The sequence below is a fragment of the Cyclobacterium xiamenense genome (assembly GCF_900109255.1).
Taxonomy (GTDB): domain Bacteria; phylum Bacteroidota; class Bacteroidia; order Cytophagales; family Cyclobacteriaceae; genus Cyclobacterium; species Cyclobacterium xiamenense.
This window is the reverse complement of the sequence record NZ_FNZH01000009.1, coordinates 1-26,434: the sequence shown is the minus strand read 5'-3', so window position 1 is coordinate 26,434 and position 26,434 is coordinate 1. Positions and strand designations below refer to the sequence as shown.

The window sequence follows — 26,434 nt, the reverse complement described above, 5'->3', positions numbered from 1 at the left end:
CTGCTCGTACCAAGTCAATACCGAATGTAATTTTCAATGACATGGGCCAAAGGATCATCTGCCGCATCGACATGAATATCGGGTTCAACCGTTTTTAGGCCTTCTTCCCTGGAATTTGCCACATTATACACAGAGGATACCTGAAATGAGAGCGTTGAGTTCGGTAGGGTGAAATTTGCCAGCGCAAAGCCAGTAAATGAGGTTAAATTACCCGTCGGCTGCCCAACGATGGTCCCCATGTTGTAATACTTAAACATTTCAGCAAAGATAGATCCAGCCGAAAAGGTCCGGTGATTGGTAATCAAGTACACCTGTCCAGCAAATCGCTCTTCTTCAGGCAGGGGTGTTTTTAGTTCATAGTTGACTGTCACCAATTCGTTCGGATCAGCCCCATAAAAAACACGGGAATACTCGTTTACCAAATAAATTGGTGTAAACCACCGCAGGCCGATTGGGACAAACGTTCTATCAAATGCTTCTTTGAACTCGGGGGTTATTTTCCAGTAGGCTTTGGAAAGTTTTCGGTAAGGCACCATTGAAATGTATTTTGCCAAATGTTCACCATAGCTATCCGCACCTCCGCTGTGGCCTCTGAAATCCAGTAGTAAATTCGCGCAATTTCGATCCGCCATTGACTGGAAAGATTGCCTGTAAAACTCCAGAACTTCACCTTCATCCCCGTTAAAGTCGGAAATTTTCATAAGTCCAATCCGATTGGTTAGGAATGTGAACGTGTACGCAACGGTATCCGGATTTTCCGATCTCTTGCGATGTGCCCAAGGTATGCCATGGACTACGATCGAATCCAAATCGGAGTCTTCTTTTGTTCTGTAGTGAATGGTAAAATCGGGACCCCAATCGTAGGTTTTCCATAAGTAAAATCCGAAATCATCTGAAATTTCCAACCGCTTCAGGGCCGGAGTTTCTCTGGTAGCGTGTGTAACTAAATCACGTAGAAGCTGTTCACTGGTTTTTCCATTTATTTTTACGATTTCCGTCCCATTTACCAGGGGATATTCTAACGTATCGTGTGTTGAAATGCGTATTTTATCCCGGCTGACAGTAGCAGAAAAAGGAAAGAAATATCGGTTCTTTTTTACGTAATCCGCCAACACGTAGCGATCTTCTACCTTTGAATGTGCATCGTTGTAGCCGATAAGAAGTTGGTCGATGAGCCGCCAGAAATGCATCGTTGTCATACTATCCGGAAGATGGGCCTTAGTCGAATCAACCCTGGAACGCAGCCTATGTTTTTCAACAAACCGATAAGGATAGGGATGAATCCGCTCAAAGGTATGAACGAGGGTGTCTATATCCTGAGCCATTGCTTGCCTCGTCAAATACCGATCGATATCAACAAACCGTACCGAATCATCCAGCGGCGCTTCTGACCGTGAAGCCAAATAGGCTAGTATAAGGAACAGCGTTGCCACCAAAAACCATGGAATCAATTTTTTCATTGTATTCGCAATCATAATTCAGAAAGCCGCCCACGCTTTCCGGAGTGGCAAAGACCTATAGTTAAACCGAACAAGATAACGATTCCTCGCATTTGTACCAATGCATGCGGGGGAAGCATTGCGCAATTACGCAGCAATTTTACCAAAGGTCTTTCCCCAGGGCTATGGTTCTTATAGTCTCGCCAGGCGGAATCCCGAAAGCTGCGCGCGCTTCCCAGGCGAAAAGAAATACAATTACAAAACGTTCCGAACAAATACAGCTTGTAAAGAGACGAATTTCCTCATGACCGATAAGTCGCTTTCGTTTTTAAATGGGCATAAAAACTGAGTAGGATGGCCGCACTGGAAATCAAGGTCATGATCGTGCCTGGCACAAAATGGACATAGCTGCCAAGGTCCAGGAACAAAAAGTACCCCAAATCGGCAAGACCGCCGCAAATGGCTGCCAGGAAAATCGCGGGTTTATTCCCCTTCCAGATAAAAAATGCAGAAATGAAGGTAACCAGTCCAATCCACAGCAAATTGAATCCATGTTGCCCAATAACCGCCCCCGCTGCTTTTGGATAGTCCATCTTCAGACTTTCGGGATTCACCGCATCGGCAATCCCGATAATAGCCGCACTAATATCTTGGGTTAGCACGCCTTTCATGGTCATTACGCCTGCAAGGACGTGTACCAGACCCCATACGATCCAAAGTAGGGCACTTGTTTTCAGTAAAATGGTCGTGTATTTCATGTGTCTATAATTCGTTCTTTAATGGTCACATGGAATCTCGCATGGTTTATAATCATCCCGGTGTGTGACGGGCACGTCATGCCTGCCTGTCCGGTAGTCCGGTAGGCAGGCTCGATTTCATGGTCATAGCGATTACTAGTGGTCCGGAAAAAGGATAAATTGCCTGAGATATTGGTAAAATTCGGTAGTTAAAGCGTATTCAATCGTTTTGTTTCTTTTATAGCAGTGATTCCGTAAAGGAAATTCGAAATTTGATCCACTGTTTGCCTAGAAAAAGGGGAACGTAGCTGCTCACCACCCACAGTTCGGGGCGGCTTTTCGCGCTTGCCACCTGGAAGGACGCGAGACTATCCTGCCCTGTTTTTCGCATTTTTTTTTTACAGCCATGCCAGGATATCCATTGTTTTTTCGTTCATCGGTAAATCACTTTTTGATTTTGCAGTGGATGGAAATCTTTACCGTATTCCCCACAATAAACGCAGGGAATTTCTCTCCCAGTTGAAAGTCCGATCGTTGGATGGGGAATTGACCGGTAAACACGCCCTCGGAAAATTCGAATGGAATGCTCACTTTTCTGGTAACCCCCACCAGGGTACGATTTCCGGTAGCCAGGTAGCTTTCCTTATCTGAGTGGATGGAAGTAGATTGGAAACAAATTTTTGGATGCTTATCGAGGAAGAAAAAATCCTTGCTCCTGAGGTGGGCATCCCGTTTCGAACTGCCTGTATCGATGTTAGACGGGCCAGTGCTAGCCTTGAAATGGGCGTCAGTGAGGGCGTTTTTTGAAAAAGAACCGCCACCTGTAAAATCAGTAATCTTACCGTTGATGGTGAAAACCCCAAGTTTTTTCACCTGAAAGGTTACGAATGCGTCTGCGGTGTCAATGGTAAATGAGTTGGATGCCATAAGAAAATTGTTTCGTTCGGGCAAAAGTAGTGTACGCGTATCGCCGATGCATTAATGTAGGTTAAGAAGCGTGGAATGGAAACGGAAATTAAGCTTTTTGGGTACGTTTTCTGCGAACGGTAGAAAGCGCTTCGGGTGTTATTCCGAGGTAAGAGGCGATCATTTTTTGAGGCACCCGCTGCACGATATCCGGGTAGGTGGCCAGAAAATGCTCGTATCGCTCGAGGGCAGAGGCACACATCAGCATGATGACCCGTTTCTGCAGCACGTTGATGCGTTTTATCAACTTCGGCACATCGTGCGCCAGGTGCTGCGCCTTGTCTTCCTGCCAAACAATGGACGGTTCGATGGCATCAATAAACAAATCACAGGGTTCATCGGGCGCCACGCTGTCAGCAATGATCCAATCCTCCGGGGCAAACATGTAAATATGCTCTTTGCCCTTACCGCTGATGGAATAACTGCGTAACAAGCCGGACTCAACCCGGTAAAGTTTGCTGTTTACGTCTCCTTTTCTTTGGAGAATTTGCCCTTTTTTTACCTCTATTTTTTTCATGGTCGATTTCGGTGCAGTAGGTTATTCAGCCGGGTATGCAGGTCCTCCCAGCCACACAGCATTCGCAAAAGTCCAGGAAACCCTGAAAATTACGCTGCGCAATTGTAGTTGAACGACGATCAACGCGCTTGATCCAACAACATTTGGCCGGGAATATCCGTAAGTCCTGATTCACCGCGTGCTACCAGTCAGCTTTCGCTACGAGTAAACCGGCCCGTCATGTTTTTTGGCAGTGCCCGCCGGCTTCATCATCTATAGGTAATTTGAATAGGGTTGTATGCTTGCAAACCAATTGTCTTAGTATATCCGACCGGGTACCCCTCATCGTTGTACGTAAAGTCGTATCTTCCGGTATTACTGATTAAATCCCCTACTTTTTCAATCTCCCCTACCACGTTATTTCTGGAAATTAGGGTTTCCTCCCCGCCCATTACCCGGTAAACAAAGGCGATGTCCTGGTTAGAAAAATTCCGTTTAGCATCATAGCTCATCCTTTTACTGCTGGCCAGGTACGTGTATTCATCGTCAATTACATAAAAATCCATCTGGGTAATATTGCCATTGCTCCACTCGAATACGGTTTCCGTAGGTTTATGGTCGACGCCTTCATACGAATACTTTATGGACGAGACCCTCCCATCGCTGTAGCTAAATAACCCAACCCGAATCTCTGTAATACCACCATTTTGTTTCGTGGTTACCTTTTCTTCTTTTCTGAAACCATTCGCTCCATAGGATAGCTCAATCAGCTGTTCCAATCCCTGATCTCGTTCGATTTCAACCCGCGTCAATTGCTTGTCGGAATAGTAAAACTTCGTGCTGGTTTCAATCCGTTCACCAAAAAGCCGATTGAAATTTACCAGGCGCCCATTTTCATAGGCAAACAAGTCGGTATAAATGGTGGGATCACTCATCTCCTGCACAAAAAATATAGTGGGAGAAATTTCTTCGGTATCGCAGCTAAAAAATAGTCCTGCGAATAGTGCCAATAACGGGTATCTACAATTTATTTTCATCGATTCTACGGTAAGTATAGTTAAGCTATTGGTTTTGAGCCAGGCATGACTCAACTAAAAGTATTGCGGGGATAAATTAACCTTGCCACCGTCGGCTGTCTTCGCTTTTCAAAAAGCCTTTCTTTACTTTTAGGACCATGATCTCGTTGGACTTAGACGTTGATGAACGATAAAAGGTTGCTCGCAGAATGGTAGGTACCACTTTGCCGGGCTTTAAACATCATAAGGCACCGATGCGTCTGCTAGAGGTGTTTTCTCGATTTTTCATGAATACGTTTTGGGAACTCACCTTTCCTGCCATTTCGGTGGTATAATCTCTGGTAACTCCGCTCAATAAACCCCTGCGGCAGTTTCCACGAGGCTTCCTTGCCCACGGGAAGTACCAGTATCGCCCCGATTCTATGCCCACCCTCCCGATTATTTCCTCATATCTTCCCGCCAGGTGGTCTTCCAGATCGACCCTTTCGTTTTCGCCTGCTGCTACTTTTCCGGTTAGGGATAGTTTTGGCTGCTTTCATTGACTTCCCACATTAAAACCCAGCAGGATTTTTACCCACCTACAGACTCAATTTTCCGCGATTGATGCCATTTATGTCAGAAGAAACAGGATAAACGATATAAAATGCCTCGCAAATGGAGCGTTTGTACCGATAAAAACGGAGTGCCGGCCTTGGGATACTGCCGCCTATTCTATACGGTACATTGTCTGTTCAGTTCGTTGATTCCCGATAAATAGTGGATATGCCCACATTTTGCACCGTCATCCATCCTACCGCGTGCTCGTGACCAGATATGCTCAACGCGACTTATCCTCCGGAAACCACCTCTAAAACCAAACGACTGACAAACGTGCCTGCCTGTATTATTGCCGTAAAATACCCGGTACCACGCTTCCCGCAACATCAATGGGTGTTGGGGAATTTGCTCGTCCACGCATAGGCAATTTTCGTTGGGCAGGAGCTAAACATCTTTCTAAAAGATACCGAAGATGGCATTGGCTAAATTGATCGAATTCGCAGGGTTAAAAAATAATGTACCTATTCGTTGGAATTTCCTGATCGAAATCAAAAAAACATAGTATATTTAATGGTGAAAATCAACGAGTTACTTTTCCGTAGTTTGGCAGTATAGCCGACGCTAAGCTCAGAATACCGCATACCGATGGGGTTCTACACGCAGTTTTGCGCTTGTGAAGCATCCATTCGGTTGCGCGCCTTACCGAAATGCATAAACACGATTAAACGACTGACGCTATGCCTCAAACGTCCCCACTGATCAACAAAAACATGACAAGGCAGGAAACACACGTGTACCTGCACACGGGTATGGTATCCCATCAGGGCGTTCCAATTTCCTTTGCCATGAGGGGAGATGGAAGGATATTTTACAGCGTGTTGAATATGTCGAGCACCGAACAGCGGAGCACTACGCCCGACGGGAACGATCGGAACAACGATAAAAATTTCTGGTCGTCGGTTGCCTTCGACGGGCTGGGGGCAAGCCGTTTATTGTTCCCGTCGGAAATCATGCAGGTAGGGTACGGCGTCGTGCCCAATTTTCAGATAGACAGGTACAACAGCAAAAACGAAAAAATCATCGTCCGCTACGATAGCGAGGGGAAGCCGCTAGACGCGGAGGGCAAGGTCTTATCCGATCGAGCACTCAAAGACAAAACGGACGCTTTTTATTCCAGTACGGCGAGGCTCGGGGCAAAGGAGCCTTTTCAAGTACTTTCGGACGGCAAATACATTTATATTTTTCGCCAGTCTATCGGAGCGGACCACCCCGACAACGAAAGCCCTGCCATCGTAAACAATACCCTATTGGTGGACCGCTTTATCCTCAGTGGGACCGTACTGAAACTAAGCCGTGAAATACGCTATCAGCGCAGCCGCCACAAAACAGAACCCGAATCCCGAAAAGATACCCTCGCCGCCGTAGACGTCGAAGGCAACCCTTTTTACGAGCCAACCCGTGAATTGGCTTTTGCCAATAACTTATCCCTTGGGAATTTTTCGGTACTCCTGATACCCGGCGCCGATTCAGAAGAACAACGGTGGCAGATTTTTACCAGCGATTCTGCCGTTGATAAGGTAAATAGCTTCAACCTCAGGTTTGATTACAGCATCGTGTTTGACACCAGCGACTCCCAGGCAGTGGTGGCCGAGTTTATGGAAAAGTATGCGCTTGATGGCAGCTTCATTACCACGATACAAGCGAAAGTGACCGAAGGAAAAAGCGATGACGAAATCTCCAACGACTTATCGAAGACCAGCGCCTTTGACTACAACAACCTGAATGAGTATGCCCGCTTGGTGCTGAGGGATGCCCTAAGCGAGGTGGTTTACACCGTACGCACCGGCGTCAGCAAAGACGATTTTGTGCTGGAATCGGCATCCGAGTGGCCGCTGATCGAGTACGAGGCAGATGGCAGCAGCATTGCCTCCGACTATTTGAGGAATGGGGTGCTTCAGCAAAAGTATGCCTTTCAGGGGCCTGCGGATGAATTGGCTCCTCATTCCTCGCCTTACCACATCCGTCATGGTCTGACCTCCTGCTATTACTACCAACAGGAAATGGGCGCAGATGGCAAACCCATGAAAAACAAGGCCTGCGTAATGCTCGCCATGGGGCTGGCCGACAAAAATGACAACAAATACATAGGCGCACTGAATTTTGCTGCGGCAGCTTCCGGCCACTTAAGCCGCCTGACGATGGATGCGGTCAATATGCCGGACATCAATGTACAGGCCCTGGATGAAAACCCGTATAGCACACTGGAACAAATCCCCCGGGATGAAAACAACAACCGGATAGCCTGGCAACACCCGCAACGCATGCGGCTGCTCGATATTGATCCAAATGGCCTGGGCACTAGCGGCGGCGTGCTGAAATTTGCCTACACCAGCGCCGAAATCAGCGAAAGCCAAGGCTATTCGGATGCAGCCGAGGCCACCGACCCCTTTTTGTTTGATGATTCGCTGGGAAGGGTGAACCTGTACTTTAAAGGTAGAAAGAATAATTTTTTCGTGCTGTACTTCAATCCTACCGGGAGCAAAAGCGTATCCATCACCGACAGCGAATCAAAGGTCGTCTCCCCTACCTTAGCCTTGGAGCCGCGCCTCGACCGGGACATGGCCATCGAAGTGGCAGCATCTGCGGCAACAGGCAGCAATGTCTGCACGCTGACCATGACCTCAAAAGACAACAAGCAGGAAGTAGAACAATGGCGTAACCTTCCCCGGAGGTTCAAACAAATCGCAGCCATCCTGAATGGAGACGGTGACCTCCCCCTCGGTACGCTGGAGCCGCTGGGCAACACCGACGATCCCAGGGCTGCCTATCTCAAACCTTCGGGAAGCAAAGGCACCCTCAAGCTCCGCACGGCTGCGGACAACAACCTGATGTTTCGGGTAAGCGATGCTTCGGCTGCGCATATAGCCGATGGAAAAATACACGAGCCCACGCTGCGGCAACTATCGGCCTATTTAGCCGATAACCCAATGCTACGTATTGCTGGCAAGTCATTCTCTCTAAGCGGAAAGCCCAAAGTAGCAGCAGACATTTTTTACAAATCCTACCTTTCCGGCTTGGTCACTGACGAGAAAGACATCGACGGTCTTTGGGACTATTTGAAAAATCAAGCGCTACTACAAGAAATAGCTGGACAGCCAGCTGTGGCAAACCTAAAGGCTGCTGCCCTATCCGGTACTCCGGAGGCCCTCGGCGAGGTGTTGAAAGACGAGGACATCGAGGGATTAACCCTGGAATTAGTAAAAGAAGGCAACGATGCCGATAAAAAAGCCCGCCGGGCACGACTCAAACAATCCCTGATTGCCTTGATACTGGATGTGGCAAAGGTGCGCACGGTCACCTTCGAGGTACAGGATACCAATACGCAACGCATCGATCGTCTGGAAGCCGGCCTGTCCGTGAGCCTGCCGTACGATTACAGCAAACACTTCACCAGCACGCCGGCCCACCTCGGCGGGGCCAGTGCTTCAAAATGGGAAAAGGCCAGAAGCTATCTGTTTAAGGCCGGAATCAAGTACAACGAAACCACGAGCCCGACAACAGAAATCGACACTTCCTTCCACTACCTCTATTCCATCAACAATGCGATCGGCCAATGGGAAGATTGGGAGGCAAGCCTGGCACTGGAGCTGACTCCCAAATCAACAGCTAATGGAGCCGCGCTTAGTACGGCGGATGACCGCCAATTAGAGGTATTGCAGCCGTCTGAAAAAGGGCTGAGCGTGGAGGCCTGGGTGAAGCCCTCCACAAGCCTAAACCATCCGGCAAGCGTTATCTACTTTGAAAGAGGCAGTGCGTCGTATTCCCTGGGGCTTGAAACCGTCAGCGAGGATAGCTATAAATGCGTCGCTACCCTTGGCGGTAAAAAGTATGTCAGTAAAAATGCCTTCGCAGTTGAACAGGAGCGCAAGGCGCCTTGGCGGCACCTGGCCTTTACCCATGAAAAATACTGGGGCTATCAACTGGGCCCAAGCAACGATGCATTCATTGACTGTGGAAACGACAGTTCCCTGCAGCTCAGCGATGAATTCACGCTAGAGGCACTCGTGAAGATTGACGCTGCCGGAATGCTCCTGGAAAAAAAGGGTGAGTACGGTTTATCGGTCAATGGCAACCGGGAAATCCTATTCGATTGGGGTGGAGAAAATCTACTGTCGGACTGGATCAAAATGAACACGACCCCTACTGCCAGCCAACAAGCGGACAGCGCAAACTACCAATTGATCCATGGCAGTTGGTATAAACGAACCATGCCTGGCAAGCTAAGCGCGCTCAATCAGTTTTACAAAATCACCCTGATACGTTCTAGAAATAAGCCTCAGGCTGAGCCTACGAAGGCAGAATACCCCATTACGGGCAGCGATCAGGGTACACCTTCCGGAGGGGGCGCATCCGAGGAGAAGTGGTACGAAGGTGAGGACAAAGACACCGATGAGCTTCTAAAGGGGATGGCTGAAAAGCAAGACCAGATGGAAAACAAAATGGCGTTTTCCCAGGCAGATATGCTGGGCAACGTTTTTGGAAACGGTGCGGCATCGTCTGAGGCCAATCCGAAGTATTACCATACGCTCCTGGTCACGACGGAAGATGGAAGCACGCAAAAGTGGACGTCATCAACGGCGGTAGAAGTGAAAAAAGTGGAGGCCTACCAGGATTTTGTGATGGGCGGAAACGGCTTCAAGGGCACCTTTGCCAGTGTACGCATCTGGAACCGCCCCCTTTCCACGAGCGAGGGTGAAGCTTTTTCCTTACCGGAAAACAAAGCGGGGCTGCTATCCCATTGGCGCATGGAGGAAGGCAAAGGCAAGTACCTGTACGATGAGGTGAGCGAAAACCATGGCGTGGCACAAGGTGGTACCTGGACAGACAGCCCTCAAACCAACCAGGCAGGCCAATTTCAACTCTACGTGGATGGGACGCCCGAAGCACACGAGGCACCCACTGCCAGCACGGCATCCGGGTTGTCCCAGTTCAGTATTGGGGGCATCAAAACAAGTACCGGGTATAAAAGTCATTTCAAGGGCACCCTGGAAGAAATCAGGATATGGAACCTACCCCGGACCAATGAGCAGATTACGGACAATGCCTTTGGGCGCTTAAAAGGAGAATGGGAGCAGTTGCTGGCCAACTATACCTTTGATACTCCGATGAGCCAAACCGAAGGGAACGTACAAGATGCCAGCGTGAACAGCATCCAATTGACACCCCACAACCCCGACATGCTCAAGGAAGTGCTTTCTACCGCGCCGATTGCTACGGAGATCCCCCAAGTCAGGTCGGCGCTTACCGGAGTGCTCACCGACTACAACGGGTACATACGATCCCGACCAGGCATGGTGGAATATGGGGATGTACAACTAAACGACGATGGCACCCTAAACGGAATCCTGAAACGCTGTTATTCCTTCATCGATGAGGACCGCGCATGGAACCGCATGACCGGTTACAAAGTCGGCAACCTGGTAAGCCAATGGTATAGTCAGGCGCAGTTTGCTCCACAGGTCATGGGCTTTCTCGAAGGACCGCCCCCAGTGCCGGCCGAAAACTTCCCCGTCAGCAAAGACGGCGATGTGGACACCTATGCGTTTAAATTGGATAACTCGGCCAGGTTCAAGCAGGCGGAGGAGGTCGCTTATAATTACAGTACCTCCAAGGAAGCCGGCTGGAATGTGGCTGTGGAAAGCGAAGCGAAAACCGGGATCGGCATCAGCACCCTGATCGCTCCCCTGGGTTTTGGCTTGTCCTTCGATTTGGATGTACAGTTGGCAGTTGCCTCCAATTGGCAGACCTCGGGCAAACGTGCCCAGAGCTACGAACGCGGTACCAGCGTAAATACCGAACGCTCGCTGAGTGCCGCCATGTCCGGCTATGACAACGGCGAACAGGGCGACAAACGGTACTACAAGCCAGGCAATACCGGCTATGCCTTGGTCAAGTCAAAAACGGCCGATATTTACCTGCTGCGCCTGGCGCACAACCATGCCCTGGTCAGCATTTTCTGGCGGCCCAATCCCGATATTCCCGAGGATGTCAACATTGTACCCTTCCCCATCAACCCGCTGTACACCAAGCAGGGCACCCTGGACGGAAAGTTTGGCGAAACCACCGACACCCACTATCCCCAGGCGCATGGGGCTTACGGACAATACAGCTATTTCAAGCCGCGCGAAGCCTACCAACTGAAAAAGCAGATTGAGCGGGAAAAAATGGAACTGAAGGCGTATTTCGAGGATTCCTTCGATGTGGCCAAGACCAACGCCCACTTCAATGCGGCGGCGGCAACCACGGGCATCGCCCAACTGAGTACCATCATTCCCGTTTGGGGGCCCATGTTTGCCTCCGGGTTTAATCAGATCGCCGGCCAGCTTGCCACCCAGGTTGGCTACAACAACACCCAATTGAAAGACGATTTGGCCAAAATGGGTAGCCAGCGCAACCTGGTCAATACCTACGTTTGGACGGTAGAGGGCGGCTTCTACGCGGAGTCAACCGAGGTAGCAGAAACCCAGCAGGAGACCTTTGCCAACGAGACCAGCCTGGCGCTGGGTGGAGGCTTAGGGGCGGCGATGGGCGCCGAAGGCGGTGGCTCCTTTGAGCAAAAAACCATGTTCTCCAGTGGCTCCAGTTTTACCCTCACCAAATCCAAAACCAAAAAATCAAGCACTTCGTTTGGGTTGGATATTAAGGTGGGCATCCCCACTTCTCCGCGCTACAAATATGGAGGCGTGGACGGCCGCAGCCTGGCCAAGGGCCTCATCAAGCCCGGTGTGGTAGATGCCTATCGCTTTATGAGCTTCTATTTGGAGCCAAAAGGGAAAAACTTCGTGGACTTATTCACCAAGGTCATTGACCCGATATGGTTGGACGAAAGCGCCGACCCCAACGCGCAGGCCCTGCGGCAGGCGCGCGGCAATGTGGACAAGGCTAAGCCTTGCTGGCGCATCCTGCACCGGGTCACCTACGTGAGCCGTATCCTGCCGGAATTCCAGCCCGAGGCACCCCCTTCTCTGGAAAAAACCATGCGGGTATCGGGCATCGAAAGCAATTACATGCTGATCAAGAAATTCGAGCCTTACCTGACCAACGTCTCGGACCCAGGCACCTTCTTTGCAAAAATCGAAACAATCATAGATACCCAACTCCCGGCGTTCAAAACCTACAAGCAGCAAATCAGCTACTACCTGGCGCTGTATTTCAATATCGGTCAAGCATGACCGGTGAAGGAGACGGAACCGTTCTTTTTAACAAAAAATAATTGATGCAAAATGGCACTTTACAAAAAGCAAGCAGACAAAAAATCCGGTGACGGCCTGGCCCTTACCGAATGGAATGACCTCAGCAGCGCCGTGGCTGGTGATGCCGGATTGACGCTCGCCATCAATCCAACTGATAAAATAGGTATTGGCACCAGCAACCCGGCCGCTAAGTTAGATATTGTAGGCGATATAAAGGCCAATGGCAATGTATCGCTGGAGCCGGGCAATACGGTTTCGGTCAACTATGGGCCCTGGGCGACCGTTAACCGGAAATTCATTGAATTTCAAACGAATTACCAGGGAGATGGGAACCGAGGACAAGTACACGTGTATGCACCATCCAACTATCACACCAATGTCCCTGCCATTACACTGGCCGGGAATTATGGCCCAGGTGGGAACGTTGGCATCGGGACAACGAGCCCGGCTGAAAAGCTGGATGTGGAGGGCAACGTAAAAGCCGCCAAATTTATCGGCGATGGCTCCCAGCTTACCAACTTGAGCCTGGGGGAAACGGGCGTAAATCTGGCAACAGCAGCTAATTCAAAGGTGGGAATCGGGACAGCCAGCCCGCAAGAAAAACTGGACGTCAACGGCAAGCTCCGACTCTCCGCTTCCGACTCTTCCCTGCACTTTTCGGCGAATAAAACCAAGCAGTTCATCACCTTTGGATCCTGGAGTACCCATGGCTACGGCATCGGTGTACAAAGCCATACCCAGTACTTCCGTAGCAATGCAGACTTTGCCTGGTTCAAGGGAGGGGTACACACGGATGCCCGTCTTAACCCCGGAACTGGAGGAACGGCCCTTATGGTCCTCACCGATGAGAAACTGGGGATTGGCACCGACAGCCCAATCGCCAAATTACATATCATCAGTGCCGAGACGGATGCCAACGGTCAGACACTCACCCTGGGTCCGAGCTCCGGATTAAATTCCAACCTACGCCTGGGATACCACAAAGACTACAGCTGGATTCAATCACACGGCGCAAAACCACTGCGAATCAATCCACTGGGAAATGAAGTACAAATAGGTGCCCCGCTGCGCCTGACCGGTTCGGGCAACCAATGCCGGATGGCAGTACAGAGCGATCGACTTGTTTTCCAACTAGTTAAATCTTTACACGGTGCAAATAAAGGCATTTCCTGGGATGGTGACACCAACTGGGATGCGTTTTCGGACCAGCGCCTGAAGACCAACATCGTCAATGAAAAAAACATCCTTCCCCGCCTGATGCAACTGGATGTCAAAAACTACCATTGGAAAGACGAACCGGATCGAAAGCTAAAGCTGATCGGCTTTATGGCACAGGATGTACAGCCCCTATTCCCCGCGCTGGTAGGGGAAATGGAAGACGAAGCAACCAAAGAAACGACGCTGACGCTAAAATATGCTAGTTTTGGCGTCCTGGCGGTCGGTGCCATCAAGGAACTGAAGCAGGAATACGATGCGCGAATCGCAGCGCTGGAAGCGGCGGTAGCAGGGCTGACGAATGCCTAAATCGTTTCGTAACTTACCTGAATAAGCGGGGTTACTTCTCTCCAACCTAATCGAAGCACCCCCCTTTCCCAAAGCAGGAAACCAACCGATATCCATCAACCGATAAAACTTCATGAGCAATCAACCAACCCTAACCCTCCAATTCTCGCTGGAAGAAGTCAACACCATCCTCAATGCACTGGGAGGACTTCCGTTTGTGCAAGTGCATGAACTCATTGGGAAGGTGCAGGCGCAGGCCGAGGCACAACTAGCGCAGCAAAACGGCCAGTCTCCTTCGCTGCCTCAAAACCAGAAAATGCCTTCCGAAAGCGATGATGCCAGGAAATCATCCGAATAACTGCCTACACCCACCTGTATATGCATCCAAAGCCAGCGTCCTGTACGAAATCAACCACAGGCGCAGCATCTGGTTGGGTTCCGGCAACAAGGTAGCGGGCAAAACAGTCAGGCAGCTAGAAGAGCCACCGGAGTTGGCCGGTGGCGTCGCCTGAACAGCCGCACAATAGCTCGGTGCCGCGAGCCACAGGGAGTGGTAGGCCCCATCTTCAAAAAATCCTCTCCGAAAAACGCCTAAACCGACAGAAGATGTAATTTTTTTTGTAGATATAAACCAGCAGGGCTTGTAGGGGCTGTGGAGCACCCGTATAAGGCTCTTTTTGAGGGAAGCACCAGAAAAAACGGTATCGTGGTCTAAAGAAACGATATCCACTTAACCTTCTATTTTTTATCGATCTTCAATTTTATTTGCCCTTTTTAATCGATCGTGGTATTCCGGTCTGTCTTTCCATTTTTCGATATAGGGTTTGTATGCAGGAGTGTCCCACCAAAATTCGGAGTCAGGATCCGGAACAGATAACCCACCCTCGTAATCATTGCCCGCAATGCTATGTTTTACCGACTCCAACCAATGTTCATAATATTCGATCATTTCGCTGCCTTTTTCGGCGTGTGTTGACAGAATGTCTTCATTTTCATCCGTGTCGACTTTTAGGTCGTAAAGCGCGTAGTGCTTTTTTTCAATATCCTCTACCACCAGTTTGTAATCATTGTCAATAAGCGCCCCTTTGTTCCGATACTTAAACGGAATCGGCTTTTGGCGAATGGTGGTAGTCGAATTAAAAATAGGCTGGATGCTAATGCCATCGATCGGTCGCACCATCTGGTTCGAAGCCAATCCTACAATGGAATGTATAGTCGGAAAAATGTCCATGGTGGAAGCAGGGTAGTTACTTATTTGTCCGCCGTCTATCTGTGCAGGCCATTCGATTATACAGGGAACACGTAATCCTCCTTCGTACACAGACCCTTTAAATCCTCTTAAGCCTCCAACACCTTCTTTGCCACCCTGTGGTAAACCTCCGTTGTCACTGTTGAACCATAGAATGGTATTTTGGGCCAATCCCTTATTTTTCAATTCATTCCTCAAAACCCCGATACTTTTGTCCATCTCCACAATTTCACCCAGGTAGTTGCGATCCTTCTCTTCCAATTGTTGCGGTATCTCGCTTTTATCACGAGCTAAAGCACTCCAGGGGTCGTGAGGACTTCCATACCAAATCACCACAAAAAAAGGATCGTCTTTATTCTTGGAGATAAATTCCAACGCTTGCCGTACTATAATATCAGATGAACTGCCCGTATATTCCTTTATTTCTCCCTTATGACTCATCAAGGGGTCTATATCAAAAAAATTCGTAACGGAAATCCATTCATCAAACCCAAAATATCCGGGATTGCGTATGTCTTCTTTTAAAATCGGCACGCCCGGACCCTTTAGTCCATCCAAATGCCACTTGCCAAAGTGAGCGGTAGTATAACCCATCCCTTTAAGCACCTGAGCAATGGTCTTTTCTTGTATCCGCATGGGCTCGCCGTGAGCGAATACCGCGGTTCTATCATTTGCCCTACCGGTTAAAACGGACGCCCTTGTGGGAGAACAAACAGGTGCGCCGGCATAAAACCTATCCAACCGTAATCCATTTTTTGCCATCTCGACTAAATTAGGAGTTTTTAAGATGGGATGATTGTAATACCCTACTTGCCCCCAACCCTGATCGTCTGACATAACCAAGATAATATTTGGTCGGTCCTCCGATGACGGCACCGACTGACAGGAAAGTAGCACAGCAACAATCAGGGTCGATAAACATACAACGCAAAGCTTATTCCGCATGATACATACTTGATGAATTGTTCGTCTAGCGCATTACATCCGGTTTTTGTCGCAATTTCCGGATGTTCTGCTGGATTGTAGGGTGCAGGTTATTTCTCCAGGATGTTTTTATAAACCACACCGTCTTTCATAATCAGCAGAAAATTTTTCTCAGGATTTTCTACCAATTTTATATTGTCTAATGGATTTCCGTCCACAAGGATTAAATCGGCATAAGCACCTTCGGTTATTTCACCTAATCTCCCTTTTTGATAGGGGTCTCTTTTTCCGCTCATCCGTAATAATTCAGCATTGGTGGAAGTAGCCATTTTCAAAATTTCAAATGGCGTATACCAACGTTCCATTACCGATAACTTGCTTCCTTGTTGGGAAGCTACTTTTGGGTCAAACAATATGTCGGTTCCCCAGGCCGTTTTAATACCGTATTTTTTAGCCAATGCATAGGCGATATCCGTTCCCTTATTCATTTCTATTTGCTTTAAACGATTAGCAGAGCCTTCGGCAAAACTTGATTTCCCCTCGTCTAAAAACGGTTGCAAACTCCACCAAATTCCTTTTTCTGCCATGAGTTTGGCCGTTTCCTCATCGGCAAGTTGCCCGTGGTCTATACATTTCACGCCTGAGGCAATGGCCGTTTTTATCGCCTTTGGCGTATAGGCGTGAACCGTAACGTAGGTTCCCCAATTTTCTGCCGCTGATACGGCCGCCTTAAATTCCGCTTCCGTATATTGCGCAACATCCAACGGGTCATAGTTTGAGGATACGCCGCCACCTGCCATCAATTTTATTTGTGTAGCTCCCTGACGTAATTGTTCCCTGGTTCGCATCAATACATTGTCGGCACCATCCGCAACAGCAACCATCCCGTTTCTTTCCGCATAGGAAAGTTCTCCGATTTTACGAGGGACGTCGGTAGGCAGTCCAAAATCTCCGTGTCCGCCTGTTTGCGAAATAAATGCTCCACTCGAATACACTCTTGGGCCAATGACCAAGCCCCTATCAATGGCTTTTGCCAGTGTCAACGAGCCACCTCCTAAATCTCTTACAGTTGTGAAGCCTCTTAATAACTGTTTTTCAGAGGCTTTGGCTGCCATTAAATTAAGCATGGCAAAATCGCTCATCATGGCTTGCGTCTGGGGAACGCTTTCGAATAATAAGTGTACGTGCGCATCAATTAAACCAGGCATTAGAAATTTACCCTGCCCGTCAATTAGTTGAGTCGCTCCACTTCGGTCTGTGGGAATCGCATTTGCAGAAATTTTGGCAATGATATTATTGTCTATCAGCACATTACCTTTGAGGGTTTTTTGGTCTTTGCCGTTAAAAATTTCCACATTGTTGATTAGTATTTTCGTGGGTTTTACTTGTGCAACTAGTGTTGTTGTGCTTAGTTGTACCAGCCATGCAAAAATGAGTAGTGATAGTTTCATAGGTTGTCGTTTTTTTTATTCAAGTTAGTAATAAAACCTTTGATAGAACGAACACATGCGGCCGAGCCATAGCATTTTGCCCATGTTGCAGGTTCGTTGTTTTCATTCAACTAAATATCGCTCAAATGAGCATCCGTCTCGTCCGTCCGCGTTACAGCGCGTTAAATCACATCTTCCGACCTCCTAATTTTTCTAAAGGATTTTATCATTCGTTGGTGGTTTCTGATGCTGAAGCGAAACGTCCGGGCTTGCGTGCGGTTGGCGCTTTCGGAGCGCTTTTCTCCCGGATTTCCCTAACTTTATTCAATGAACTAAATTTTATTTTATTCGCTTGCTGCCCAATGCACGCAAGCCAATGTTAGGGTGTGTTTCCCCTTATTCTATGGTAAAGGATACTTTTTTACCCAAACCAATTTCAAGAATCCTGCACAATGTAGATAGCTGAATATCACTCTTCCCATTTTCAATTCTTGAAATAAAGCTCTTTTTTGTTCCGGTTTTCAGTGCCAGTTGTTCCTGGGTCATGTTCGAAAGTCTTCCTTCTTCATTAATAAGCTCCCCTATCGCAAAAGCTTTCGCCTTGGCCTCGAATGCCATTCGTTGATCTGTTCCCGGTGCCCCATATCTTTTTTTCAAATGTTCCTCAAAGGTTGTCACATTCTTTTTATCTAAACTTTCCATCTTATCAGGGGTTTTGCTTTTCATTAAAGCCTGCCTGGACGGTAGGCAAGGTAATCTGCTTTTTGTCGTAAAGCTTTTTCAATTTCTTTTCTACGTGTCTTTTGGCTCTTTTTCTGAAAACCAGATTCTCCCATCCGTACATCAGCATATCAATGAGCTGTTTTAAGGCGCTGTGACTTCAAGTCACTCCGGTCAAAGATATATGCTGTGCCGGTAAAATTTACAATTTTGACAGGAAAAACCCGAAAAAAAACCCTGCTATCGAATTACGTTTTGAAAAGGATGGAATATAAGTACGTGTTATGTGGCGTGGTTAATTGATGATATTTTTATCTATTACATCACCAAATATTTTAAGCACATAAAAGATAAAAATTGCATCGTTTTCTGTCTCTATTATTTCTTTGAATTGATTATTTATGGCAAAATGAGTATAGTTTAAAATTTCTTTTTGATTGTACCCACCATAGAAAGATCTAAATGCATCAGCATCAAAATTATATTCAGAATTGTGAAAATAACTTTTCATTTCAACTGATTGCGAAAGAGGTTTCATAAAATCATCAAGATCAATACGCTTGATTCTTATTCCTTGCAAAGTAAAACTATAATAGAAGATAGTTGTCAATTGGACTGTCACTTCTTTAGCAAACTCACTATTAATAGACTTATCAAGGTAATTTAAAAATTCTGAGATAGATGTTTGCTCTTTGAACATTTTATCTATGAGTTCATTCTTGTCAGATTGATTACACAATAAAAAGAATCTAGAAGCCTTATTTATTGATTCATTCTGAATTATTTTTTCGTTTGAATTTGATTCATTTCTTTTTTTGTATTACAATAATTTATAGGCAGCTGACTTCATGCCACCCAACGGTCCGGGCTAACCCATCGTAGCGGGGATGACCGAGAGTTTTTCAGTTAAATATAAGGTTTATTTGTTTTCAAATCTTCCCTTTACCGATTCAGCCGCTATGTGGGGTAGCCGTTGTTAGGGCTAGGTTAATCAGTCAGTTTTTTAAGGTCAGAAATTAGTTCGCTTATATTATCCACAATGATAGTCCACATGATTTCATAATCAATACCGAAATATTCATGGATAATTCTATTTCGAAACCCTGTAATCCGAATCCATTCTATTTGACTGTTGGATGCTTTGAAGTCAGGATCGATTCTATTGGCAGCTTCGCCAATGATCTCAAAGTTTCTGGCAACAGCATCAATAACTAAGTCGTTGCTGATAAAGTCGTCGTAGTCCAAACTTTCGGTATATTTTTGAATTTTTTCAGCTCCATCGAGCATATCCAAAAGCAATAGTTTGTTGTCGCGCTTAGACATAGATCAAATCCTCTTCTATGGATTGGAGATATCTTTGCTTGATTCCTTTTTTGGAAATCAAGTCCACTTTACGTCCAACCATTCCTTCCAATTCATTGGCCAAGTCTATAAATCGAAGTCCGATTTTGTCGTTGAACTCAACAATGATATCCAAATCACTATCTGCATTCTCTTCGTTTCTTGCGAAAGATCCAAAAATGGCAAGTGATTTAATTGGATATGAATAGAATAGGCGACTTTTATTCTTCTCCAATATAGATTTTATTTCATTCAACGATTTCATATTGCTAAGTTAATCAAAAATCTTTTTAATGGTCATTTTCTTAAATTGGCCCTAACGGCCCTGGCTATGGCCAGGGCGGGATTTTGAAACCACTTACTTGCCTGCCATACTGCACATTAATAATAGCAATATGTTAACTTTTAATGATTAAACCCGCATTTTCTATAGCTGATGTTGGGCTTTCGTGCTTATTTTTCTACGGTTAGTCTTAGGTGTCCTCCTAAACCTTCTTTAATTATCCGCATCAGGGTCGATAGACGAATATCACTTGCATTATTCTCAATTCGGGAAATATATGTTTTGGTTGTCCCGCATTTTTCTGCTAGTTGCTGTTGAGTCATGCCTTGGTCTTTTCGGAGTTCTTGAAGCATTGCCCCTAATTTAAAAGCTTCAAAGCCCTCTTCAAAAGTCTCCCTTTTTTCTGTCCCTCGTTCACCATACTCCTTATCTAGGTGATCGTCAAAATCCACAATTTTAGTTTTGCTCGTCATAATATTTCTTTTGAAGTTTCTCTGCTAATTTTATTTCGTTTTTCGGTATATTCTGAGTCTTTTTTTGAAAGCCATTTAACACTACCACAACTTTACCCTTGTCGAAAAAACAGAATATCCGATAGATGTTTGAACCAGAAATCATTCTCATTTCATACAAAGTGGTCCCTGTAATGTTCTTCAGGTATTTTGTGGGAACTCTTTCAACTGTTTTTAATTAGCTTGATTGTCCAGTTGATCCGCTCTCTAATTTTCGGATTCTGCTTTCGGTAGAACTCCCAAAAATGTTCACCGAAGATTATAACCTTTCTGACGTACTCACTTTCATCCATGTGCCAATGTTAGCTAAATAGGTGACATTTTCCAAAAGGTAAAGGTTCAAGGTGGTGGAATGCTCGGCTTGATGGCATGAAGCCCAACGGTTTCGGGTCGAGTAGGCAAGGGGAGTTACACCCCAAGCCTCTCACAGAACCGTGCGTGAAAGTCTCCCGTCATACGGCTTTTGTTATACAGAACTTTCGCTAACAAGAGTAACCAACCTGCCAGTGATAGAATAGGGTTGGGAATTGCACCCTTACCCTGTCTAGCCACCTGAATGCTCGGTTAAGGCTAGTCTTGTATCGCTTGTACCGTTTTCTTGCCCACCTTACTAAACGCCTCCTTAATAACTGGAAAACTTTGGAGAGTTCATAGCCTCTGAATCTGGCATAATAGTTTACCCAACCCCGAATCATAGGATACAGGATTTTTGCTATTCCCACTATGCTCTTACAACTCATGTTCACTATATCCAACTCTTCCAGCTTATCAGCTATCTGCTTTCTTGAGCCTATGCTAATAGCACAGTCAAACCCAAGAAACAGTTTATCTGTCTTCCGTGAACGGGTGGTGCGGAGTTGGAAGGAGTAGCCAAGAAAATCGAACTTGACATTTTCACTTTTCTACCTCCTCCGATAATCCTTACAGTAGACTGTCTTTGTCTTATCGGGGTGGAGTTCCAATCCGAAGTCAGCCATCCTTTCTCTGACGGCTTTCAGAGTCCGTTCAGCATGGGCTTTGTCTTTACAGTGCAGTATCGCATCATCGGCATATCTTGGGAACTTTACTGTCTTGTCGGTATTTTCCAGCCATTTGTCCAGGGCATAATGAAGGAACAGGTTGGACAACAGCGGGCTAACCACTCCTCCCTGCGGCGTCCCTTTTCCCTGTTTTTCCACTAGCTCACCTGAATTCTTCTCAACTGGTGCTTCGAGCCACCTCTTGATGTAAAGCAAGACCCATTTTTCCGGGACATGCTTCTCCAAGGCCTGCATCAGCTTGCCGTGGTCAATGTTATCAAAGAACCCCTTGATGTCCAAATCGATTACCCAGTCCAGTCTGTGGCAGTTTGTCCTGACTGACTCCAACGCCTGAATCAACGCATCGGTATTCCACCTCTAAGTTGTATTTATCGAATGTTTCCCTTTGACTGCCAGCGAATCCTTCAACGGTAGCCTTAAGACAGCCTGTCATCGTTGTACAGGTTCCCGAGTTCCGTAAATAAGCCCGGATAGAGTTCACGCCGCCTGAATGACGCCTGCCATACGGACAGTAAACAGGTTTCCTCCGTATTTATCACCGTATACTTACCTTTACGGCTTTTGACAGAATGTGGCACTTTCTCCACACCTCCTCAGCGGTTACGGTCAGTTCCTGTCCTCTATCCTTACCTGATCCCACTCTTGGTGAAATCTTTTCCCAAACGCTCAGTACCATGGCTATAGCACCTTTGGGTGATTTGAAGCCCCCTCCTGCAAGGCGACTCCGATGGGTCGGTTCCGCCATCTTTGTTACAGCATGCAGAGAATTTAATGCCGTCTCTGCTTCTTGGCACACCTACGAAACGTGGGGCATTTCTTAGCAATTTCCTGTCCACCTTAGCTAAAGTTAGTTCATGGAATAAACCTTTCCCTTGGCACCGGGCGCCCCATGTTTTCTTAGGTGCTGTTGCCAGTAGTGTCTTTATTTTCACGCTACTTTAAATTCCGATTCATTCATTTCTACACTGAACTTAACGTTAGCTTTTAATGCTTTAAAGACTTTCAAAATCGTTTCTATGGTAACATTTTTCGTGCTCCGTTCCAATTTTGAAATCTGGGATTTTTGGACACCTATAAGTTCTCCAAGTTGTTCTTGGGTCAGATTCCTTTCTTTCCGCACGGATTTTATCATTTCTCCAAGTAATTCCATTCGCAGGTCAAATTCGTATTTGTCCCTTTCTGGAGTACCGATTTCCCCAATATCCCTGTCTTTGAGCTGGTCAAGGGTCATCATTTTCATTTTTTTATTCTTTGTTGCCATAATTTTATTGTTCAAAACCTGCCTGCCGGTAGGCAAGGTATTCTTTTCTAATCCTTTATGCTTTTTCGATTTCTGCTTTCGGAACTTTATCAACTTTTTTCACAATTCCATGTGTTGAAATGACAAGTGTTTCAGATTTGTCTGTTTTGTCCCAAAATGCGAAAAGTCGATATTGCAGTCCGCTATATTTTGTCCTGAACTCCCAAATTTCATCAGTCAGTTTTTTGAACAGTTTCGGGTCGAGTCCGAGTTTGGCCTTGTCAACGTTGTAGTATATTTTTTTGTCTTGTTTTCAAATCCAACTTTTCTAAAAACTCGATAGCTTGCTCAAGAAAACTGACGTCAAAATATTAATCCATTCAGTTTTTTTAATTCATGATACAGAACAAAGATAATAAAAAGTTGAATTATATGGAAACATTTTGCGGTTTGTTCACATTACCGCCAACGTTTGACAATATGGCCAGTAAAGAATTGCGGATGATTTCCTATCAAGGTAAATGAGAAATTCAAGCGGGCTACAAACCTTCGTATATCACTGAAACCCTTATTGGCTATATTGTGTGTTACCGCTTGGCATTTCTTTCAATTCATAATTTGTACTTCGTCCACCGCTTGCCTCCTTTTGTAAAATATCTTTCTTTATCAAATCTTGAATATCTCGTAGTGCTGTATCTTGTGAGCACTTATTAATTTTTGCCCATTTCGAGGTTGTTAACTTTCCGTCAAAACCATCAAGTAGTCTGTTTATTATTTTTTGTTGCCTATTATTAAGAATTGTGGTAGAATGTATTTTCCAAAATTCTGCTTTATGAAGTATTTTCGATAAAGTGTCATCTGTGGAAACAATAGCATTTATTAAACATTGTAAAAACCACAAAATCCATTCTGTTATATCTGAATTTCCTTTTTGTGTAATTTCAAGTTTTTCATAATACTGTTTTCTTTCAATTCGAATTTGTGCAGACATACTGTAGAACCGCCTAATACTTTTGTCAGAACGTGCCAATATCATATCTGTAATTGCTCTTGTAATTCTTCCGTTTCCATCGTCAAATGGATGAATTGTCACGAACCATAAATGAGCAATAGCCGCTTTAAGAACCAAATCTATTTCATGCTCGTTTTCAAACCAGTATAAGAATTTTTTCATTTCTGGTTCTATCCTGTCTGAGCTTGGAGCTTGATAGTGAACTTTTTCTTTTCCCATAGGCCCCGATACAACTTGCATTGGACCAGTCGTGTCTTTTCTCCAGTCTGCCACTGTAATTTTATAAAGATTACTCCATCCAGAAGGGAACAATGCTGCATGCCAACCAAACAATCTGTTTTTTGTCAAAGGCAAATCATATTTTTGTGTAGCGTCAAGCATCATTTCAACTATTCCGTCAACGTGACGTTCCGATTCCACTGCTCCCGCAATGTCAATTCCAAGTCTCCGAGCAATTGAAGAACGTACTTGTTCTATTTCCAAAAACTCGCCTTCGATTTCTGATGATTTTATTACATCTAAGGTAAGAGTGTTCAATACTGCTTCATTTTGCAAATCAAAACCCAGTGATTCCATTTTTCCTAAAAGTCGACCTTGTTGATTTCTAGCTTCACCAAGTTTTAGCATCACTTTCTTATTGTCCCAAGTGAAGTCAGTCCAGTTTTCTTTTTCGTGGATATAGATTTTCATTCTCCGCAATTTATGCGACAAATATACATCTTATTCTCCGCAAATGAAATTTTCTCCGCAAAATATGCTTAGATTGTGGTTATTAATCTCCGCACTATCGTTTTTTCTGCTTGGCGGTAATCGGGTCAGGCGGGGGAATTGCACCCCTACCTTCCCACGGAACTCCCGAAAATCGGGAAAGGCTGTGCATGAGACTCTCACCTCACACGGCTCTTCATGTTTATAAATCGCTCGGTCCTCCGAAGATACCTAAGGTTGAACCAATTTCCAATGCGCAAACTGTCCCGGTGAGGACTTGTACTGACGCTTAAGCCATCTGACTGCCGCCATTTTGTACAATCCCTTCTCCCATTTGACCCATTTGAGCAGACGGTGGTTGAGTTGATTCCATACCTCACGCATAGATTCTCCTCTTAGCTTGTGATAGTAGTTGAGCAGTCCTCGGACAACCGGATTGAGTCGACGGGCAATCTCCTGAATAGGTTTGCGCCACTTGTGGATTGCCAGCTCCCTAAACTTTCCCAGTATCGATGTTCTGGACTTGATGCTCACAAACGTGCCCGGTAACAGCATTCCCCTTCCTTTGATGGTCTGCATCGATGCTTTGATGGTAAATCCCAGAAAATCGTACTTCCGTGTATATTTGGTCTCAGACCAACCCCGGAGATTTACAATCTTCGTCTTCACAGGGTGCAGTTCCAGATGACAGACCCTCATGCGTTGGCTGATTTGCCTAGGCATAAATTGGGCTTGCTTCTCCGTCTTGCAGTGTATCACTACATCATCCGCATACCGTTCGAATGGTTTCTCCGGATGAAATCTCTTCATCCATTCATCAAAAGCCACATGAAGATATAGGTTTGCCAATAGTGGGCTCACTACCCCACCTTGAGGTGTACCCGCACTTGTCCTCACAAACTCCCCTTCCGCCATGATTCCTGCCTTTAGCCATCTGGACACATACATCGCTACCCATTCGTCCTTGCAGTAATGCCTCAAGGCTTTCATCATCAGGTCATGGTTGATGTTGTCGAAAAACCCTTTGATATCCAGGTCTACCACAAAGTCATGACCGAAACAATTTCGCTCTGATTGTTTCACCGCTTGGTGGGCACTCCTTTTAGGCCGATAACCAAAGGAACTCTCATGGAAAAGTGGTTCAAGCTGTCTTTCCAAGTGCTGACGGACTACCTGCTGGGCGATACGGTCAAGAAGGGTCGGTACCCCCAATTTGCGGACACCGCCCCATCTTTCTTGGATATTTCCACCCGCTTGACAGGTACCGGAAAATAACTCCCCGAGGTCAGTCGGTTCCATAGTTTATACAGGTGTGAGGTTAGATCGCTGTCCAGTTCCTCCCAGTCCATACGGTCTATGCCCGCACTGCCCTTGTTCGATTTTACTTTCTTGTACGCCTGCCATACCATCAACTTGGTAATTGGTTGCGATTTTGTTTCATAGTAGTCTGTCGTCCCAAATTGATTGGTTGTAAACTGGTTTGAAACCAAACATGTCCCCATCCCCGCACACCTCGCTCAAATGTCCTCCCGGACATTTGCCGTGCTCCACTCCCATTACTGGAGCCTCATCACTACTACGGCTGGATCTGTCCCCCATGCCTCACCCAACCACGGGTGCCGGTTTCCTCTCTCGATTTGGCCTGACGGCATGGAGTTCACTTGTTCCTTGAAATGGCCTGTACTGCGTTCCTGCCAACTTTACCCCGGATGCGGTGTGGCCGGTATCTTCCGGGCGTCTGCCACACTTTGTCACAGGTACAAACGTAACTACCTGTTTTACACATCATGATTTGCTTTCTCGAGGCTTCATCACTGGTTTATTTTCATTCAGCTCCATCTGCACTTACCTACGGGGATCACTGTCCCCGTTTTTCCTTATCCGCTCACCACACCAGCATTTCCGCTAAATGCAGCGCAAGGCGATTTGATGGCTGCCCCGGCAGGCCGCCATCGGAGGGCCTCTCTATTGGTTGCCCACTAGTCCTCCATCCATTTCAAAGCATTCTGCCCCTAGGGGCTGATTCAA

The 26,434-nt window shown here is 46.4% G+C and carries 25 protein-coding genes; 4 read left to right on the top strand and 21 right to left on the bottom strand.

What is annotated here, in order from left to right; all coding sequences use genetic code 11:
* Positions 1-14: 14 nt before the first annotated feature.
* The 5 genes from BMW71_RS19890 to BMW71_RS19870 all read right to left on the bottom strand — a co-directional run bounded on the left by BMW71_RS19890 (position 15) and on the right by BMW71_RS19870 (position 4,675).
* Positions 15-1,460 (bottom strand): S41 family peptidase, encoded by a 1,446-nt coding sequence (locus BMW71_RS19890; protein WP_177179715.1) that lies wholly within the window; start codon positions 1,458-1,460, stop codon positions 15-17.
* A 281-nt stretch (positions 1,461-1,741) separates the two neighbouring features.
* Positions 1,742-2,197 carry a hypothetical protein gene (locus tag BMW71_RS19885; RefSeq protein WP_092177989.1) on the bottom strand — a complete coding sequence of 152 codons (456 nt, stop codon included), beginning with the start codon at positions 2,195-2,197 and terminating at the stop codon, positions 1,742-1,744.
* Positions 2,198-2,620: 423 nt separating this feature from the next.
* Positions 2,621-3,103 (bottom strand): YceI family protein, encoded by a 483-nt coding sequence (locus tag BMW71_RS19880; protein WP_092177987.1) that lies wholly within the window; start codon positions 3,101-3,103, stop codon positions 2,621-2,623.
* Positions 3,104-3,191: 88 nt separating this feature from the next.
* Positions 3,192-3,659 (bottom strand): Crp/Fnr family transcriptional regulator, encoded by a 468-nt coding sequence (locus tag BMW71_RS19875; RefSeq protein ID WP_092177985.1) that lies wholly within the window; start codon positions 3,657-3,659, stop codon positions 3,192-3,194.
* A 248-nt stretch (positions 3,660-3,907) separates the two neighbouring features.
* Positions 3,908-4,675 (bottom strand): hypothetical protein, encoded by a 768-nt coding sequence (locus tag BMW71_RS19870; RefSeq protein ID WP_143057710.1) that lies wholly within the window; start codon positions 4,673-4,675, stop codon positions 3,908-3,910.
* A 1,253-nt stretch (positions 4,676-5,928) separates the two neighbouring features.
* On the opposite strand from BMW71_RS19870, the gene BMW71_RS19865 reads away from it, so the two are divergent.
* The 4 genes from BMW71_RS19865 to BMW71_RS23600 all read left to right on the top strand — a co-directional run bounded on the left by BMW71_RS19865 (position 5,929) and on the right by BMW71_RS23600 (position 14,459).
* Positions 5,929-12,423 (top strand): LamG-like jellyroll fold domain-containing protein, encoded by a 6,495-nt coding sequence (locus BMW71_RS19865; RefSeq protein WP_092177981.1) that lies wholly within the window; start codon positions 5,929-5,931, stop codon positions 12,421-12,423.
* Positions 12,424-12,474: 51 nt separating this feature from the next.
* Entirely contained in the window at positions 12,475-13,968 is a 1,494-nt protein-coding gene (locus BMW71_RS19860; RefSeq protein WP_092177979.1) for a tail fiber domain-containing protein, read from the top strand.
* A gap of 112 nt (positions 13,969-14,080) precedes the next feature.
* Complete coding sequence (locus BMW71_RS19855) at positions 14,081-14,305, top strand: hypothetical protein (protein ID WP_092177977.1); 225 nt, start codon at positions 14,081-14,083, stop codon at positions 14,303-14,305.
* Entirely contained in the window at positions 14,280-14,459 is a 180-nt protein-coding gene (locus tag BMW71_RS23600; protein ID WP_143057709.1) for a hypothetical protein, read from the top strand. Before BMW71_RS19855 ends, BMW71_RS23600 begins: the two co-directional genes overlap by 26 nt.
* A 233-nt stretch (positions 14,460-14,692) precedes the next feature.
* On the opposite strand, the gene BMW71_RS19850 is transcribed toward BMW71_RS23600, so the two are convergent.
* The 16 genes from BMW71_RS19850 to BMW71_RS23950 form a co-directional block, all read right to left on the bottom strand.
* Complete coding sequence (locus tag BMW71_RS19850) at positions 14,693-16,141, bottom strand: sulfatase-like hydrolase/transferase (RefSeq protein ID WP_092177975.1); 1,449 nt, start codon at positions 16,139-16,141, stop codon at positions 14,693-14,695.
* An 89-nt stretch (positions 16,142-16,230) separates the two neighbouring features.
* Positions 16,231-17,571: a metal-dependent hydrolase family protein gene (locus tag BMW71_RS19845; protein ID WP_092177973.1), complete on the bottom strand. Its 1,341-nt coding sequence runs from the start codon at positions 17,569-17,571 to the stop codon at positions 16,231-16,233.
* Between the two features lie 375 nt (positions 17,572-17,946).
* On the bottom strand, positions 17,947-18,252 hold the full coding sequence (locus BMW71_RS19840) for a helix-turn-helix domain-containing protein (protein ID WP_092177971.1): 306 nt from the start codon (positions 18,250-18,252) through the stop codon (positions 17,947-17,949).
* 4 nt (positions 18,253-18,256) lie between these two features.
* Positions 18,257-18,400, bottom strand: coding sequence for a hypothetical protein (locus BMW71_RS23780; RefSeq protein WP_177179714.1), 144 nt, complete (start codon positions 18,398-18,400; stop codon positions 18,257-18,259).
* A 165-nt stretch (positions 18,401-18,565) separates the two neighbouring features.
* Positions 18,566-18,970 (bottom strand): hypothetical protein, encoded by a 405-nt coding sequence (locus BMW71_RS19835; protein WP_143057708.1) that lies wholly within the window; start codon positions 18,968-18,970, stop codon positions 18,566-18,568.
* Positions 18,971-19,257: 287 nt separating this feature from the next.
* A complete protein-coding gene (locus BMW71_RS19830) occupies positions 19,258-19,593 on the bottom strand; it encodes a HepT-like ribonuclease domain-containing protein (RefSeq protein ID WP_092177967.1) in 336 nt (111 codons plus the stop codon).
* Positions 19,586-19,876, bottom strand: a complete 291-nt coding sequence (locus BMW71_RS19825; RefSeq protein WP_092177965.1) for a nucleotidyltransferase family protein — start codon at positions 19,874-19,876, stop codon at positions 19,586-19,588. Before BMW71_RS19825 ends, BMW71_RS19830 begins: the two co-directional genes overlap by 8 nt.
* 188 nt (positions 19,877-20,064) lie before the next feature.
* Entirely contained in the window at positions 20,065-20,367 is a 303-nt protein-coding gene (locus tag BMW71_RS19820; protein ID WP_092177963.1) for a helix-turn-helix domain-containing protein, read from the bottom strand.
* Complete coding sequence (locus BMW71_RS23965) at positions 20,351-20,512, bottom strand: type II toxin-antitoxin system RelE/ParE family toxin (RefSeq protein ID WP_244891250.1); 162 nt, start codon at positions 20,510-20,512, stop codon at positions 20,351-20,353. Before BMW71_RS23965 ends, BMW71_RS19820 begins: the two co-directional genes overlap by 17 nt.
* 376 nt (positions 20,513-20,888) lie before the next feature.
* Entirely contained in the window at positions 20,889-21,182 is a 294-nt protein-coding gene (locus BMW71_RS23960; protein ID WP_262485682.1) for a group II intron maturase-specific domain-containing protein, read from the bottom strand.
* A gap of 126 nt (positions 21,183-21,308) precedes the next feature.
* Complete coding sequence (locus BMW71_RS23955) at positions 21,309-21,785, bottom strand: reverse transcriptase domain-containing protein (RefSeq protein ID WP_244891240.1); 477 nt, start codon at positions 21,783-21,785, stop codon at positions 21,309-21,311.
* Between the two features lie 589 nt (positions 21,786-22,374).
* Positions 22,375-22,800, bottom strand: coding sequence for a helix-turn-helix domain-containing protein (locus BMW71_RS19800; RefSeq protein WP_394333702.1), 426 nt, complete (start codon positions 22,798-22,800; stop codon positions 22,375-22,377).
* Positions 22,763-22,939 (bottom strand): type II toxin-antitoxin system RelE/ParE family toxin, encoded by a 177-nt coding sequence (locus BMW71_RS19795; protein WP_244891248.1) that lies wholly within the window; start codon positions 22,937-22,939, stop codon positions 22,763-22,765. The genes BMW71_RS19800 and BMW71_RS19795 overlap by 38 nt, the downstream gene beginning before the upstream one ends.
* A gap of 315 nt (positions 22,940-23,254) precedes the next feature.
* On the bottom strand, positions 23,255-24,388 hold the full coding sequence (locus tag BMW71_RS19790; RefSeq protein ID WP_092177958.1) for a Fic family protein: 1,134 nt from the start codon (positions 24,386-24,388) through the stop codon (positions 23,255-23,257).
* 249 nt (positions 24,389-24,637) lie between these two features.
* Positions 24,638-25,618 carry a group II intron reverse transcriptase/maturase gene (gene ltrA / locus BMW71_RS19785; RefSeq protein ID WP_244891247.1) on the bottom strand — a complete coding sequence of 327 codons (981 nt, stop codon included), beginning with the start codon at positions 25,616-25,618 and terminating at the stop codon, positions 24,638-24,640.
* Complete coding sequence (locus BMW71_RS23950) at positions 25,576-25,815, bottom strand: hypothetical protein (RefSeq protein WP_244891251.1); 240 nt, start codon at positions 25,813-25,815, stop codon at positions 25,576-25,578. Before BMW71_RS23950 ends, ltrA begins: the two co-directional genes overlap by 43 nt.
* Positions 25,816-26,434 lie beyond the last annotated feature (619 nt).

What these genes read in the sequence shown, in the direction of transcription:
- BMW71_RS19855 (WP_092177977.1), top strand. Translation starts at nt 14,081, where the DNA reads ATGAGCAATCAACCAACCCTAACCCTCCAATTCTCGCTGGAAGAAGTC.
- BMW71_RS19790 (WP_092177958.1), bottom strand. Translation starts at nt 24,388, where the DNA reads ATGAAAATCTATATCCACGAAAAAGAAAACTGGACTGACTTCACTTGG.
- BMW71_RS19850 (WP_092177975.1), bottom strand. Translation starts at nt 16,141, where the DNA reads ATGCGGAATAAGCTTTGCGTTGTATGTTTATCGACCCTGATTGTTGCT.
- BMW71_RS23950 (WP_244891251.1), bottom strand. Translation starts at nt 25,815, where the DNA reads ATGGTATGGCAGGCGTACAAGAAAGTAAAATCGAACAAGGGCAGTGCG.
- BMW71_RS19880 (WP_092177987.1), bottom strand. Translation starts at nt 3,103, where the DNA reads ATGGCATCCAACTCATTTACCATTGACACCGCAGACGCATTCGTAACC.
- BMW71_RS19860 (WP_092177979.1), top strand. Translation starts at nt 12,475, where the DNA reads ATGGCACTTTACAAAAAGCAAGCAGACAAAAAATCCGGTGACGGCCTG.
- BMW71_RS19845 (WP_092177973.1), bottom strand. Translation starts at nt 17,571, where the DNA reads ATGAAACTATCACTACTCATTTTTGCATGGCTGGTACAACTAAGCACA.
- BMW71_RS19840 (WP_092177971.1), bottom strand. Translation starts at nt 18,252, where the DNA reads ATGGAAAGTTTAGATAAAAAGAATGTGACAACCTTTGAGGAACATTTG.
- BMW71_RS19820 (WP_092177963.1), bottom strand. Translation starts at nt 20,367, where the DNA reads ATGACGAGCAAAACTAAAATTGTGGATTTTGACGATCACCTAGATAAG.
- BMW71_RS23965 (WP_244891250.1), bottom strand. Translation starts at nt 20,512, where the DNA reads ATGATTTCTGGTTCAAACATCTATCGGATATTCTGTTTTTTCGACAAG.
- BMW71_RS19835 (WP_143057708.1), bottom strand. Translation starts at nt 18,970, where the DNA reads ATGTTCAAAGAGCAAACATCTATCTCAGAATTTTTAAATTACCTTGAT.
- BMW71_RS23780 (WP_177179714.1), bottom strand. Translation starts at nt 18,400, where the DNA reads ATGCTGATGTACGGATGGGAGAATCTGGTTTTCAGAAAAAGAGCCAAA.
- BMW71_RS23600 (WP_143057709.1), top strand. Translation starts at nt 14,280, where the DNA reads ATGATGCCAGGAAATCATCCGAATAACTGCCTACACCCACCTGTATAT.
- BMW71_RS19865 (WP_092177981.1), top strand. Translation starts at nt 5,929, where the DNA reads ATGCCTCAAACGTCCCCACTGATCAACAAAAACATGACAAGGCAGGAA.
- BMW71_RS19875 (WP_092177985.1), bottom strand. Translation starts at nt 3,659, where the DNA reads ATGAAAAAAATAGAGGTAAAAAAAGGGCAAATTCTCCAAAGAAAAGGA.
- BMW71_RS19830 (WP_092177967.1), bottom strand. Translation starts at nt 19,593, where the DNA reads ATGTCTAAGCGCGACAACAAACTATTGCTTTTGGATATGCTCGATGGA.
- BMW71_RS19890 (WP_177179715.1), bottom strand. Translation starts at nt 1,460, where the DNA reads ATGAAAAAATTGATTCCATGGTTTTTGGTGGCAACGCTGTTCCTTATA.
- BMW71_RS19870 (WP_143057710.1), bottom strand. Translation starts at nt 4,675, where the DNA reads ATGAAAATAAATTGTAGATACCCGTTATTGGCACTATTCGCAGGACTA.
- BMW71_RS19825 (WP_092177965.1), bottom strand. Translation starts at nt 19,876, where the DNA reads ATGAAATCGTTGAATGAAATAAAATCTATATTGGAGAAGAATAAAAGT.
- BMW71_RS19885 (WP_092177989.1), bottom strand. Translation starts at nt 2,197, where the DNA reads ATGAAATACACGACCATTTTACTGAAAACAAGTGCCCTACTTTGGATC.